The organism is Chitinophaga chungangae (genome assembly GCF_017742215.1).
GTDB classification, from domain to species: Bacteria; Bacteroidota; Bacteroidia; order Chitinophagales; family Chitinophagaceae; genus Chitinophaga; species Chitinophaga chungangae.
Genome location: NZ_JAGHKP010000001.1, coordinates 234949 through 248811 on the forward strand (window position 1 = coordinate 234949; position 13863 = coordinate 248811).

Sequence of the window (13863 nt, forward strand, 5' to 3'; positions counted from 1 at the left end):
ATTAGATAAAAACCAACATTATGAGAAGACAATTCAGGAACGTGATAACGTTCGCTGCGGCGGGCCTGCTGATAGCTGCGGGAGCGCAGGCCCAGCAACCCAACTTTGTGCTGAAAGGAAAGATCGGCGATCTTCCTTCGCCGGCGAAACTGTACATCGCCTACACCACCACCGGCACCCAGGGCACATACGATTCCGTGACCATCCACGACGGCCGCTTTGAAATCCGCCAGTATGTGGCCCACCCCGCAAAAGCATTGCTTTCGGTAAGCCGTACCGGCGTATCCAAACGGCTTTTTGCAACGGGAGATCTCACGTTCGTATATATCGAACCGGGCGCCGAAATAGAATTATCCACGCCGGGAAACGATATCAGCGCCGCCGTTTTCAAAGGCTCGGTAACACAAACGCAATACGAGGTTTTCAGAAAAAAAATAAAACCGCTGGAAATAACCCGCGATTCCATCTGGCGCCTGCGATACAGCAAAACTCCCGGCCTGGATACCGCCGCGATGGCCAAACAGGTGACCGTTGCGATGAACGCTTACCTGGCCGGGCTAAAACAATTCGTATCGGCTCACCCCGATTTTTACGTAAGCCTCGACGTACTGGACCTCTATGCAGGCGCCAATTTTGACCTTGCCGAGATAACGCCTTTGTTTAACGCACTCAGCAAAAAAACAAAAACATCGCCCAAAGGCCTGGAATATGCAGACCGCCTTCGGAATGCCAGCCGCTCCGTGATCGGCAAACCGGCACCCGCATTCAGCATGGCGGATACGCTGGGGAAAAAAGTTTCGCTGTCCGACTTTAAAGGAAAATACGTGCTGGTAGATTTCTGGGCCAGCTGGTGCGGCCCCTGCCGGGAAGAAAACCCGAATGTCATTGCAGCCTATCGCCAATACCGCGATAAAAATTTCACCGTGCTCGGCATATCGCTCGATTCCAAAAAAGGCGATTGGATGAAGGCGATCCATCACGATCAGCTGGAATGGACGCAGGTAAGCGACCTGAAAGGCTGGAAAAACGACGCCGCGGTGATGTATGACGTGAAAGCCGTTCCGCACAACGTACTGATAGACCCTTCCGGGAACATCATTGCCAAAAATCTCCGCGGAGAGGCCCTGCAAAAGGAATTGCAGCGCATCCTGGGAAAATAAACGAAACCGATCTCTCCTCCCGCTGCAAAAAAGGGATGAACAAAACGTTCATCCCTTTTTTATTTTGAAGAAGTTACGGATCAATACGTCCACGCATTTTCATATGCTTCGATGATCACATCCTTCACCACGCCGATGTCGTTCGAGATAGAGTTCGTATTCCACGTCAGCTGCACATTGTTGGGAAAATGCGCGATCATTGTATTGATGCCGCGGAATTTGCTGTCGTAGGCCATGCCGGCTTTAAAGTAGTAGGTGCCATGCCGCCCCCTGTATTTCCCGTCGAAGCCCATGAACTTGTTTTTCATTCGCTGTAACATCGCGGCAGACACGATCTTTTTGGATTCCGCCGCCGCATGAACAAGCGCCAGCTCCTTTGCACTCATGTACCAGTTGCCCGCGCCGCCCGATTTATAGTTCGTATAGATCGAAGTGCCGTGGTAAACAGGCTCCGAATAATTGTAGTACAGCGTTTGAGTGCTCCCGGGAGAATTGGGGTTCCCAACGGGGCCCAGGTTGTTCCAGGGGCCGAGGTCTACAAGATAGTAGTAAGGCACGCCCGCGGGATAAAAGATCGCCTGGCGCACGTAGCTCCGGTAGAATTGCGATACCGCTTCATCCGCATTGTTGTCGGACATTGGCGCGTACCAGCCCGCGCCATTGACGATGCAGGCAAGCAATACCCGGCAAAGATGATAGTTCACCGCGGTGTTTTTAAAATGAGCGTCTCCATAACCCGTGGTGGGCGTTTGCATGGTGGCGCGCAGCGAAGTATAATCATAACCGATATACTTCAGCCCGGATGTATGAGACAGCAGGTGCGCAACGGTGATCTTCCTGTTTGCGGCGGGAATGTTCCAGTTGAGCGGCAGCAGCTGCCATACATATGTATTCTCGTCCATGCCTTTGGCTTCCAGCGCTTTTAAAACCGCCAGCGCGGTGATGGTTTGCGTGGCCTCCGCCGTTCCCTGGCGTGTGGTCGGCAAATAAGGATGATGCCCGTCCATCAGCCGGCGCGAATCGCCTCCCGTAATTGTTGTTATCACCTCTCCGTTTTGCGCGATCGAGAAGCCATAACCTATTGTTTTGCCCATGAAAGCTTTCCTCAGGCCCTCCGTAAAAAGCGACCGGTTGAATTTGAGGATAGTGCCCGGTTCCTGGGCGAGCGCGTTGTCTAATTTTTCTTTGGGGACGATGTCCTCTGGCTTCTCACAGCCGGCCAGCAGGGCGCCGGCGAACATCAGCATCACAGTGGATCTTTTCAGTAATGTTTTCATTTGTGTGGTTTGAGGTTTTATGCGGCAAAGATGCAGTGCGTCTGAAAAATGGAGGGAACTGTCTTAATGAATGCGGGTATTGGGTTAACGAAAACGGGAATAAGGGATAACGACTTTTTGTTTTCAATAAAAAAGCTCTCCGGCAGCCTAAATGCCGGAGAGCTGAAAAATAAGCATTGGAAGCCTTCTTTATTTATACCCGCCGATCGCCACAGGCATCAATGTCGGGAATGTCCAGGCAAAGTGGTGTTTTTCGTATACGATCGGGCGGTAAGGCGCTGTGAAATTTTGGTAAGATGCATCTTTATAGATCCCGTACATGCTTTCCAGCAGGTTGGCCGGCCAGAAACCCGTGCCGGAATTGGGGCTTCCCAGGTTCGGGTTGGCGAACCATTTCCATTCCGAAGGATGCTGCTGGTAATACAACAGGTAATCCAGCGCTTTTTTGATAGACCGGCCTTCTTTTTCCAGCGCGAACAAATTCTCGCCGGTGGCGTTATAAGTCACCCAGCAGGCCGCCGTAATGGGCGCCAGGGAAAAGTACGTATACCAGATGCCGTTCTTTTCCCGTCTTACTTCTTCCGGCATATGCCCGTCTGCCGCAATTTTTTCAAACAGGTCCGATTTGATCAGGCGTACATTCTCGGCCAGGTCCGTTTGATCGTCCAGGTAATAATCGGCCAGGATGGAACCGAAACGCCCCCAGTCCGCCCAATTGTTTTTGCGGTTTCGGATCTCGTTGGTCGCTTTCCGGTAAACGTTTTTTACCCATCCCGCAAACCGCTCCCGGTCCGCTTTTTTCCATCCTTTAAAATCCCGCGCCAATTCTGCCGCCATCACCATGGAAGTGCCGGAATAACTTAGCACCAGCGCGCCGTCGTAGTTGGAATAAGTGGTATTTGTGGCGGCCCATGCGTTCAGGAAATACAATGCTTTTTCCGCGTATTTTTTCTTCCCCGTGAGCTGCCAGGCCAGCGCGCAGCTGTACGCGGCAAAGCCGTCGGTTTGTATGGACTGGGAATTTTCCCGGTGTTCCTTCGGTTTGATGTAATACCCGGGAATGTCAAAGTCGGCCAGCGCATGATGCGTGGCGGAAAGCGCTTCGTCTGCTTTCGAGAGCAATTGTTTTTCCGCGGATAAAAAAGGCTCCTTTTTTAAACGGACCTGCTCTTTTACATAATCGATCTGCGCTTTGGGATGCATGCCCCCCGGATGCTGTTGCGCGGAAAGACCGGTCGCGCATAATAAAAAGAGAGGCAATAAAAACGATGTTTTCAGGCTGCGTAAAATCATATCATAACGTGGTTAAGGTTTAAAACTACGAATTTTTACCAGCGGATGAAAGCCCGCGCGGCATTGCATGAGAAAAAAAGAAATGGTAAATTGGCAGACAGAGAAAATTCCACGTACCATGCTCAAAAAACAACTCTCCGTTTTTGCGATCATTTTTCTTGCGTTCCTGTCCTTCGCTCACGCGCAAGACCTGCAGATCATCAAACAAAGGGTAAAGGCCGACCTGCTGGCGCCTCCTGTGAACGAAAAAACAATCAACCAGCTGGTGAAAACTATCCGTCCGGATGGCACCTGGCCCGGTATTAACTATAAAGACGTTTCCCGTACGGGTTTTCAGCACAAAGACCACCTGGAAAATATGCTGGCGCTTGCAAGGGCGTACAAAAAGCCCGGCTCGCCGCTCTTCAACGATCCCGCGGTGAAAAGAACATTTTCCGCGGCGCTCGATTTCTGGCTGGCCAACGATTTCCGCTGCGACAACTGGTGGTGGAACGAAATGGGAACGCCCAACCTGATGATCAATACGCTGCTCGTAATGGACAGCAGCCTGACGGAAAAACAAAGGGCGGAAGGGCTGAAGATCGCCCGCAGGGCCAATCTCGAAACATTCGGCGCACGCCCCGGCGGCGACCTCATGCCCATTGCGGGCATGCTCGGGAAACAGGCATTGTTCACCCATCAGCCGGACACATTAAAACGCGTTATTAAAACAATGGCCGCAGAGATCAAGATCAGCACCGGCCGCGGCATCAACCCGGACCTGGGTTTCCACCACCGCACCGATAACGTGACCTCCGTGCTCACCTACGGCACCAACTTCGCCAGTTCGTTCGCTTACTGGGCCGCCACTATCCGCGGCACACAATTTTCTTTCCCCGAACCGGCCATGAAACTGCTCGTCGATTATTTCCTCGACGGTATCTGCCAGTCGCAGGTATATGCCACCTATCCCGATCCCGGCGCCATGAACCGCGACATCAGCCGCAGGAACGCCATGGAGAAAGAAAATGCGGCCCTGCCGGAAAACCTGCTCGCCTCGACGAACTACCGTGCCGAAGAGCTCAAAACCGTTATCCGTGCGCGTAAAGGAGAAATAAAATACAACCGCACCCGCGACCGTTATTTCTGGTATTCGCATTATTATACCCATCAGCGCCCCGGATATTACACGTCCGTACGCATGCATTCCTCCCGCGCGAACAATATGGAAGAGCCGCATAACGAGGAAGGAATTAAAAACCATCATTACGGAGACGGCTCCATGTTCATTTCGCGCACCGGGCGGGAGTTTTTTAATATTTTCCCGGTATGGGACTGGCAAAAGGTCCCCGGGACAACTATCCTGCAAAAAAAGGACGTGCCACACTGGAAACAGCTGGCTAAAAAAGGGAAAACCGATTTCGCGGGCGGCGTAAGCGATGGCGTGTATGGCGTAGCGGCATTCGATTTTGTGAGTGTGCACGATCCGCTCAAAGCACGCAAGTCCTGGTTTTTCTTCGACGACGAAGTGGTATGCCTCGGCGCGGGCATCCATACCGATACGGCTTTGCCGGTGTTCACCACGCTGAACCAATGCCTGCTGAAATCGCCGGTGACCGTAAATGCCAACAACAAAACGACCGTTCTGAAAAAAGGCAAACACACGTTGCCCGAAGTATCATGGGTGTGCCAGGACGATGTGGCGTATATTTTCCCGGAACCCACGAGCGTCAACATCAGCAACGGCGAACAAACAGGAAACTGGCGGAAGATCAATCACCAGGCCTGGGCTACCGAAGAACCGGTAAAAGAAAATGTATTCTCTCTCTGGCTCGATCACGGCGTGCAGCCGCAGCACGCCAGCTACGCCTGGATCGCGCTGCCCGCAGCAGACGCGAAGGCCGCAGCTGCTTACAGCAAGAAAATACCGGTGAAAATTCTCGCCAATACCGCAGACCTCCAGGCGGTACAGCATACCGGCCTGCAAAGGACCGGGATCGTTTTTTATAAGGCGGGCTCCATCAGCCTAGGCGATAAACTGACGCTCTCCGCCACGGCGCCCTGCATCGTGATGATCAAGGCAGACGGCTCAGCCGCTCCCGCCATCGCCGTTGCCGACCCGACGCAGAAATTAAACGCGTTGCAGTTGAAGGTGAACGAACGGGAGATCAATGTGCCCCTGCCTACGGGCGATCAGGCGGGAAGCTCGGTGATGGTGCAGTAAATTTTTCAGGGAAGTAAAGTATGTTCTTCCGGCGTGTGATGCAGTTCTCCGTCCAGCAGGCGGTAGGCTTCCAGCCGTTGTGCGGGCGGAAAATCGTGCGCTGCGTCGGGATAACTTACCTGTAAATGTTGCGGTACGCCGAAGAAGGAATACACCGGCGCAACGTTCGCCATACCTTCTTTCACCCCTTTTACGTCAAAATTGGCGTCGTTGACGGGTGAATTGGTGTAGAAAGGCCGGGGAGCCAATGTGGCGATCACTTCATCGAAATCAAAAGGCATGCGTTCCTGCTCCAGCTTATATTTGTCGCGCAACAGCGGCATGTAGCGGGTTTGCGCCCAGGGGCCAAGCCGCCCGCCATAACGTTTCGACGCTTCTTCCCCGATATTGTAATAACTGAATTTCGTCCAGCCGCAGCTGGCCACGATCACTTTGATGCGCCGGTCGAATGCGCCCGCGAACATGGCATTGTGCCCGCCGAGAGAATGACCGATCACGCCGATGCGCGCGGAATCCACGTTTTCCATGGTCTGCAGCAGGTCGATGCAGCGCATATGATTAAAAATGGCTTTCATGGTGCCGGATTCGTAACGGTCGTGCTCAAAATCATAATCTTTCATATCGCCAAAGCTGGGGTAATCCGGCGCGATCACCACATAACCCCTGTCCGCCAGTTCTTCCGCATACGCCCTGTTGGTTTTGCCTTTATTTTCGCTGGTTACCGACCGTTTGCCCAGCGCACTCGTGCCATGCAAGGCCAGTATGGCGGCGTGTTTCCCTTTTTTCAACGGCACGAACAAAAGCGCGCTCACCGGTTCGCCCGGCGCGGCCATAAAAGTGATGTTGTAGCGGGTATGATTGCGTTCGGTAAGACTGTCATTAATAATAACCTGCATCGGCGTGTTGAGGTCGCGGGCGGGAAGCGGGCCCATGGCCAGCTGCATCCTGTCGAGGATCTGCCGGCGCTTTGTTTCCCATTGAGCCTTCGTTTGCACCGGCCGGGCTTTATGGGCCGCATCTTCGTACGTCAGGATGTTGCCGGCTGTTTGCGCATGTGCGTTGCCGGTATGCAGGATAGCGGTGAAGATCAGCGCCATGGCGCCGGGGCGGAAAAAATGGCTTGTCATCTTAACAAGATAATAAATAGTTATTTCCGCCGCAAGCGCTCAACCATAGCTGAAGAACATCGCCGCCAAACACAACTTTGTCGTTGTTATTTCTTCAGTTTCCTGTTCAGTTTTCCCTGGAGGTCGGTGATCAGGTTGATGCATTCGTTCAACCGGTCGTACGCCGCCACGCTTTCCACGGCCAGGTCTTTTTTGGTGACCTCCGTTCCCGCGAGAAAGGCTTCCAGGTGAGACAAATACCGGGGCTGTTCGCCATACATGGCGTTGTAAATATCGTCGTTCAGTTTATCGCCTTCGGCCCGCAGGTCTTCGCTCAGCAGGTTGGAAATTCCGCGCATTTGTCCCATCACGGTGCTCATGCCTATTTTGATCGATTCCAGCGCGTTGTCGTCCCGTTTACCGGGCGTGGCATTGGCGCGGATCAGGCTGTCGGAAAGCCTTTTGCGGGTTTTCATGTAGCCGGTCAGCCCGTTTTTCAGCTCGTCCAGGCGCTCGTATTGTTCCGAGCCCCTGTCTTGCGAAAAATATTTGTCCACGCTGTTGTTCATCTCTTTGATCCATTTGTGAAGACCTTGTGTAACGTCTACCACGGCCGTTTGCGCAAAGGCGCCCGCTGAAAGGAACAGCAGGAGAAAAAGAATGGCTCCGGAAAATATGCGGGTGTTCATGCAATGAAAATAATAAATTTCCGGACACGGACTGCATGCAAAACATCACATCTGTCGCGCGAATGCCACAGCATCTACATTCCCGTTACGACCATGATCCTGGTGAGCATCCTGCTTTCGCTGGTGATGTGGGTGATCCAGCGGTTGGGAAAGTAGCCCCGGAACATTCCGGAGCTACCATGATATCCGGTTAATAAAGCTCCTTTACGGCCGGGTATGCCGCAATCTCCTCCGCGCCAGGGGCCTGCGCCCTGCTCAACGTGTTGGCGGCCGTGTTGCGGATGATCACCAGCCTGATCTTGTGATGCCACGATTGCGTGGTAGGCGTGCCGTTCTGGTCTTTGCGCATCAGCACGCTGCCCACCCTGATCTCCGCGGTCACGCGGATATTTCTTTCCGTATGATAAGGCACAATGCCCCAACCCTGGAAATCGGAAGTATAAACATATAACAGGATGGTATTTTTTTCCAGTACATCCGTTTTAAGCACATTGGGAGCGGGAATGGTGAGATAGGAGTACGTGCCGGAAAATTAGACCGGCTTCGCAGCGCGGGCAAGCGTATAAATACTTCTTTCCGCCGGGAGTTAGTACGTTGTTCGCCCATCCGCCGCCAATCCCTACAATTTTATATCTTTAACCCTTATCAGTAAAGGGGGATGAACGGAGGAACAGATATCAACCAGGCCATTTTGGCGGATTTCTCCAAAGGAGACGAACAGGCGTTCCGCCAGGTGTTCGACCTCCTGTTCAGGCCTTTGTGTTTTTTCGCGGGTAAATTCACGGGGCAGAAGGAAGAGGCGGAAGACATGGCCGCACAGGCTTTTCACAAGCTCTGGTTGCGCCGCGACGGTTTCAGTTCGCTGGCGGCCATCCGTTCTTTTTTATATACCACCGTCAGGAATCAATGCCTGGACCTGCTCAAACACAAGGAAGTGGTGAGCCATGCGCATCAGCAGCTGGCGGCCGTTCCGGGCGAGGCGGACACCTTTTCCGAATCGCGGATGATGCAGGCCGAACTGCTGGCAGTGATTTTCGCGGAGATCGGTAAACTTCCGGAAAAATACCGTGTGGTGCTGGAATTAAGTTTTAAAGAGGAGCTTTCCGTGCAGGAAATCGCCCTTCGTACCAATAAAGCCGAAAATCATGTGAGGGCGGACAGATCGAGGGCGCTAGCCCTGCTCAGGGCATCGCTGAAAGATAAAAAGCTGCTGGACGCAGCGCTTGCGCTTTGGGCCGTTTACGAGGCCGGTTATTTCAGCAAATAAAATCTTTTTTAAAAAATTCCTGCCTGTTCTGCTGCGTTTTTGCGCGCCGGTCGTTTTAATCATATATGCAACCCGATCTCTCATTCAACGAACAGCTCCGCGAGGCGCTCCGCAAACACTGGGCCGGCCAGCCGCTCAGCGAAAACGAGCAGGCGCTCCTGGACGAATGGCTTGCCGCATCGCCCGATAACAGGGCGGTTTGGGAAGAGTTGAACGATGAAATGGCGCTGGAATTGCAATTCAGGGAATGGAACGGTTACGACCGCGAAACAGTCTGGCGGAAAACCACCGCGCTCCGCCGGCCGGCTAAAACGTACAGGCTTTATCGCTGGGCCGCCGCTGCCGCCGCCATTTTACTGATCGCCGCCGCCGCTTACCTGTTGCGGCCGAAATCTCCCGATCAGCAAACCGTAGCCCAAACCGTGACCGACGTAGCGCCCGGCGGCAGCAAAGCCGTGCTGGTACTGGCAGACGGCTCTACGGTAACGCTGGACAGCGCGGGCAACCAGGTGATCCGGCAAGGCTCTACGGCCATCCGCCAGCAGGCCGGACAGTTGCGTTACGAGGCGGCGGACGATGCTTCGGAGATAAGTTACAATACGCTCAAAACCCCACGCGGTGGCCAGTTCAGGATCACCCTGCCCGATGGCACCGGCGTATGGCTCAACGCGGAATCTTCCTTGCGTTTCCCCACGGCTTTCCGTGGAAAGGAGCGGCTGGTGGAGGTTTCCGGCGAAGCATATTTTGAAGTGGCGAAAGATGCGGCCCTGCCGTTCCGCGTGAACGTTGCCAACCGCGCCACCATTGAAGTGCTGGGCACGAATTTTAACGTCAATGCGTATGAAGATGAAAGCGAAATTGCCGCTACGCTGCTGAGCGGCGCGGTGAAAGTTGGAACGGGCGGGCGTTCCGCCCTGCTCAAACCCGGTCAGCAGGCGCGGGTGAATACCGGCGTGAGCGTGATGAACGGGGTGGACATCGAAAAAGTGATGGCGTGGAAGAACGGGGTGTTCAATTTTAAAGACGCGAAGCTGAAAGAAGTAATGAAACAATTGTCGAGATGGTACGATATAGAAGTGGAATACAGGGGCAACGTTCCCGACACCGAATTCTGGGGCAAGATGGGCCGCAATCTCACGCTGCTCCAGGTGCTGAACGGGCTGGAAGCGACCGGCATACATTTTAAACTGGAAGACAATGGGAAAAAACTGGTCGTGCTGCCATGACCGGCAAAAATAGCCGCTCCGTCTGAACCACGAAGCGGCCGAAGTTTCAGGCTATACCTTAATTAATCAACCAGAAACCGTTACAAAAGTATGTTTTTTAAAACTTTTTGTGACCGGAACCCTCATGTCCCGCCTTTGAAGGCGCGGTTCCGGATTTCAACCAAAATTGCACGCGTCATGAGATGGACCACCTTTTTGCTCCTGGCGGTTTGTTTACATGTTTCCGCCGGCTCCGCCGCGCAAAACATCACTTACTCCGGCCGGCAGGTGCCGCTGGAGCGGATCTTTACGGAAATAGAAAAACAAACGGGGAACGTGGTGTTTATCAGCAAACAATTGCTGAAAGAATCGAAACCGGTGTCGGTGGACGTGAGAGACATGCCGCTGTCTTCTTTCCTGGCATTGGTGCTGAAAGACCAGCCGCTGGAATTTACGCAGGAAAAACAGACCGTTTTCATCCGTAAAAAACCGGCCGTCCGCACGGCAGATCCTCCCGCGGCGGCGCCCGCATTTTTCCCGGTGAGCGGCGTGGTGATGGATTCCCTCGGTGGTTTTCTCGCCGGAGCGTCCGTGCGCGTGAAAGGCTCCAACGTGTCCACCGTGTCGGACGTGAACGGGCAGTTTACGTTGCAGGCCAATACCGGCGACATTCTCTTGATCTCTTACGTGGGTTTTAAAACGCTGGAATTTAAAGTGATCAATTCCATTCCCATCCTGGTCACGCTCAGCCGCGAAAGCACTACCATCACCGAAGTGGCGGTAACGCTGAATACCGGTTACCAGAGCATCCCGCGCGAAAGGGCCACCGGCTCGTTTTCCATCGTCAACGGCAAGCAGCTGGAAAATAAATTGCGCCCCGACCTGAAATCGGCCCTGGAAGGGCAGGTGGCTGGCATGCAGGTAACCCGCGAAGGCAATATCGAAGTGCGCGGCGTATCTACTTTTATGCTCGACGAAAGGGCGCCGCTCATTATTGTAGACGGCTTCCCCATCACCGGCGGCCTCGAAACGCTCAATATAGACAACATCGAAAGCGTGACGATCCTCAAAGATGGCGTAGCCGCGTCGATCTACGGCGCGCGTTCCTCCAACGGCGTGATCGTGGTGACCACCAAACACGGAAAAAGAGGCACGCTCAACATACAGTACAACGGATCGTTCGGCGTTACCAAAGCGCCCGATCTTTCTTACCTGAAACGCGCCAGCGCGGCCGATTACGTAGACGCCGAACTGGACATTTACGCGCAAAACCCGAACTCTTACAACAACAGCTACAACGGCTACCGTTATCTTTCCCGCGTCAACTACCTGAAAGTAGCGGAAGCGCGCGGTTTTATGAGCACCCGCGAGGTGGAAGCGGAGCTCGCCAAACTACGCACCAACGACGGCATCGGGCAGCTGCAGGATTATCTTTTCCGTAACCAGCTTACACAACAGCATAACATCATGTTGTCCGGCGGGAATGAAAAAAGCCAGACGGCCGCTTCCGCAAAGTTCATCGGCAACCGCGGCAATACGTTGTATGCCAAAGACAACCGGCTGATCATGGACGTGCGCAACGACTGGAAACCCGCGAAATTCCTTTCCTTCCGCCTGTTCTCCAACATTAACTACAATACTGCACAGGCGCCGCTGCGGCCCATGAGCGACTTTCTCAACTATTATTCGCAATACATCATACACCCTTACGATCTCGTGGTAGATCCCGCCACCGGCCAGCCGCAGGATATCTACGCCACCAACCTCAACAAAGTGGCCCGCTACGACGCCATCCCCGGCCTGAAACCGATGAATTACAACCCGCTGACCGACCTCGGGCAGGAAATCACCCGCACGCAAAATTTCCAGTTCCGCATCGGCGGCAACATCAACATCGTGCTGGCAAAAGGCCTCACCCTCGACGCGGGCGGCAGCTGGACGCGCGGTAATTCCTTCACCCGCAGCGTATCCGGCAAAGATTCTTACCGCATGCGCATGGGTTACAACGACGCCACTTCCGTTTCCAACCCGTCCAAACATTACATCCCGGACGGCGATATGGTGAACGAATCGCGGAATGTGAACCAGGCGTATACGCTGCGCTCGCAGCTGAATTTCAGCCGCAGCTTCGGCAAACACAGCCTGATCGCCATCGCCGGTTCAGAAGTGAGCCGCAACGTGCAGGACTATAACGCCTTCCCGACGCGTTTCGGTTACAGCGACCAGGCGGGCACGTTCGCCACTTTTAACTATGCGGATTACATCGCCGGGAATTATAACGCCGATATGTTGCAATCCAGCGGCAAACCCACGGCCAGCATCGGTTCTATCGCTTTCAGAGACAACCGCTTCGTTTCCTGGTATGCCAATGCTTCGTATGAATTCGACCGCCGGTTTCTCGTAAGCGGCAGCATCCGCCTGGACCAGACGAACTTCTTCGGTACCGATCCGCGTTTCCGCTACAAACCGCTGTGGTCTGCGGGCGGCACGTATAAGTTGTCCAACGAACAATTCTTTCACGTGCCCTGGCTGAGCAAATTGTATGTGAGAGGCTCTTTCGGCGTGAACGGGAATATTTCCCTCAACTCCGGGCCCTTCCTGATCATCGCGCCGGGCAGCTACTCCGATCTTACCGGCGACATTTCATACAACATTTCTTCGCCGCCCAACAACTCGCTCCGTTGGGAACGCACCAACACGACCAATTTCGGAACGGACATGAGCCTGTTCTCCAGGATCAACGTATCCATCGACTACTACCTGCGCAAAAGCAAGGAACTGCTGGCTTCAGACCCAGTAGACCCCACGCTGGGCTACACTTCGCTGGTGAGAAACGTGGGACAGATCAACAATACCGGCTTGGAACTGGCTGTGGACGGCGATCTGATCAAAAGCGGCGATTTCTCCTGGGGCGTGCTCGGCACCATGAGCTATAATGCGAACAAAGTGGTGGAATATAACGTCAATTACCCGTTCTCCACTTCGCTCACACAGGTTTCAGTGAACAAGGAAGGGCTGCCAGCCAACGCATTGTACGCATTCCGTTTCGCCGGTCTCGACGCCAATGGCGCGGCGCAATACTACAATCAGAAAGGCGAGAAAGTAGGCGGCGGCGCAGTTGCGGTAGACGATGTGATCTATATGGGCACCTTGCGCCCGAAGTTCGCGTATAGCCTGACCAATACTTTCCGCTACAAAAACTTCGAACTGGCGTTTATGCTGCTGGCGAAAACGGGGAACATCATGCGCCGTTATTCGTACGACGGTAACGCAATTCAGCATGAGGATGTGGGTAAACGCTGGAAAAAGCCGGGGGATGAAAAATACACGAATTTCCCCGCGCTGAACGCGCTCTCGTTTGATTTCTTTTATTACCCGTTGTCAGACATTTTCATCGAAAGCGGCAACTTCATCAAGCTCCGCGACGCGTCCATCACCTATAATTTTAATAAATCATTGCTGCGGAAAGCCGGCATCGGCAACGCCAGCATCATGCTGCAGGGCCGCAACCTGTTTATGTGGGCGGCCAACAGCGACAAGCTGGACCCTGAAGCCTATGAGCTGAACGAGCCCAACGCTTCGCAGGCGGAGCTTGGTTTTACGCCCTGGCGGCCCATGCCCGAATTTTATCTCGGCCTCCGCGCCAATTTTTAAAACTTAACA

General features: G+C 53.7%; 11 protein-coding genes. 6 read left to right on the forward strand and 5 right to left on the reverse strand.

Features of this window, described 5'->3' with window-relative positions:
• Window positions 1–20 precede the first annotated feature (20 nt).
• On the forward strand, window positions 21–1160 hold the full coding sequence (locus J7I43_RS01020) for a TlpA disulfide reductase family protein (RefSeq protein ID WP_209142347.1): 1140 nt from the start codon (window positions 21–23) through the stop codon (window positions 1158–1160).
• A gap of 80 nt (window positions 1161–1240) precedes the next feature.
• Here the strand turns inward: J7I43_RS01020 and J7I43_RS01025 are convergent, their stop codons facing one another.
• Together J7I43_RS01025 and J7I43_RS01030 are read right to left on the reverse strand one after the other, a co-directional pair.
• Entirely contained in the window at window positions 1241–2437 is a 1197-nt protein-coding gene (locus J7I43_RS01025; RefSeq protein WP_209142349.1) for a serine hydrolase, read from the reverse strand.
• Between the two features lie 189 nt (window positions 2438–2626).
• Complete coding sequence (locus tag J7I43_RS01030; protein ID WP_209142351.1) at window positions 2627–3730, reverse strand: alginate lyase family protein; 1104 nt, start codon at window positions 3728–3730, stop codon at window positions 2627–2629.
• 118 nt (window positions 3731–3848) lie between these two features.
• On the opposite strand from J7I43_RS01030, the gene J7I43_RS01035 reads away from it, so the two are divergent.
• Window positions 3849–5933 (forward strand): polysaccharide lyase family 8 super-sandwich domain-containing protein, encoded by a 2085-nt coding sequence (locus J7I43_RS01035; RefSeq protein ID WP_209142353.1) that lies wholly within the window; start codon window positions 3849–3851, stop codon window positions 5931–5933.
• A gap of 5 nt (window positions 5934–5938) precedes the next feature.
• On the opposite strand, the gene J7I43_RS01040 is transcribed toward J7I43_RS01035, so the two are convergent.
• Together J7I43_RS01040 and J7I43_RS01045 are read right to left on the reverse strand one after the other, a co-directional pair.
• Window positions 5939–7060 (reverse strand): alpha/beta hydrolase, encoded by a 1122-nt coding sequence (locus J7I43_RS01040; protein WP_209142355.1) that lies wholly within the window; start codon window positions 7058–7060, stop codon window positions 5939–5941.
• An 86-nt stretch (window positions 7061–7146) separates the two neighbouring features.
• On the reverse strand, window positions 7147–7728 hold the full coding sequence (locus J7I43_RS01045) for a hypothetical protein (RefSeq protein WP_209142357.1): 582 nt from the start codon (window positions 7726–7728) through the stop codon (window positions 7147–7149).
• A 3-nt stretch (window positions 7729–7731) separates the two neighbouring features.
• On the opposite strand from J7I43_RS01045, the gene J7I43_RS01050 reads away from it, so the two are divergent.
• The gene (locus J7I43_RS01050; protein ID WP_209142359.1) at window positions 7732–7884 is read left to right on the forward strand and encodes a DUF2905 family protein; all 153 of its coding nucleotides are present in this window, start codon (window positions 7732–7734) and stop codon (window positions 7882–7884) included.
• Between the two features lie 34 nt (window positions 7885–7918).
• Here J7I43_RS01050 and J7I43_RS01055 read toward each other — a convergent pair whose 3' ends face one another.
• A complete protein-coding gene (locus J7I43_RS01055) occupies window positions 7919–8218 on the reverse strand; it encodes a hypothetical protein (protein ID WP_209142361.1) in 300 nt (99 codons plus the stop codon).
• Between the two features lie 168 nt (window positions 8219–8386).
• Between J7I43_RS01055 and J7I43_RS01060 the strand changes: the two genes are divergently transcribed.
• From J7I43_RS01060 to J7I43_RS01070, 3 genes are all read left to right on the forward strand, one after another.
• A complete protein-coding gene (locus J7I43_RS01060) occupies window positions 8387–8995 on the forward strand; it encodes an RNA polymerase sigma factor (protein ID WP_209142363.1) in 609 nt (202 codons plus the stop codon).
• Window positions 8996–9060: 65 nt separating this feature from the next.
• Window positions 9061–10221 (forward strand): FecR family protein, encoded by a 1161-nt coding sequence (locus tag J7I43_RS01065; protein ID WP_209142365.1) that lies wholly within the window; start codon window positions 9061–9063, stop codon window positions 10219–10221.
• 177 nt (window positions 10222–10398) lie between these two features.
• The gene (locus tag J7I43_RS01070; RefSeq protein WP_209142367.1) at window positions 10399–13854 is read left to right on the forward strand and encodes a SusC/RagA family TonB-linked outer membrane protein; all 3456 of its coding nucleotides are present in this window, start codon (window positions 10399–10401) and stop codon (window positions 13852–13854) included.
• The last annotated feature ends 9 nt before the right edge of the window (window positions 13855–13863 follow it).

Coding starts and splice junctions, on each gene's coding strand:
- J7I43_RS01020 (WP_209142347.1), top strand. CDS start 21: ATGAGAAGACAATTCAGGAACGTGATAACGTTCGCTGCGGCGGGCCTG.
- J7I43_RS01025 (WP_209142349.1), bottom strand. CDS start 2,437: ATGAAAACATTACTGAAAAGATCCACTGTGATGCTGATGTTCGCCGGC.
- J7I43_RS01030 (WP_209142351.1), bottom strand. CDS start 3,730: ATGATTTTACGCAGCCTGAAAACATCGTTTTTATTGCCTCTCTTTTTA.
- J7I43_RS01035 (WP_209142353.1), top strand. CDS start 3,849: ATGCTCAAAAAACAACTCTCCGTTTTTGCGATCATTTTTCTTGCGTTC.
- J7I43_RS01040 (WP_209142355.1), bottom strand. CDS start 7,060: ATGACAAGCCATTTTTTCCGCCCCGGCGCCATGGCGCTGATCTTCACC.
- J7I43_RS01045 (WP_209142357.1), bottom strand. CDS start 7,728: ATGAACACCCGCATATTTTCCGGAGCCATTCTTTTTCTCCTGCTGTTC.
- J7I43_RS01050 (WP_209142359.1), top strand. CDS start 7,732: ATGAAAATAATAAATTTCCGGACACGGACTGCATGCAAAACATCACAT.
- J7I43_RS01060 (WP_209142363.1), top strand. CDS start 8,387: ATGAACGGAGGAACAGATATCAACCAGGCCATTTTGGCGGATTTCTCC.
- J7I43_RS01065 (WP_209142365.1), top strand. CDS start 9,061: ATGCAACCCGATCTCTCATTCAACGAACAGCTCCGCGAGGCGCTCCGC.
- J7I43_RS01070 (WP_209142367.1), top strand. CDS start 10,399: ATGAGATGGACCACCTTTTTGCTCCTGGCGGTTTGTTTACATGTTTCC.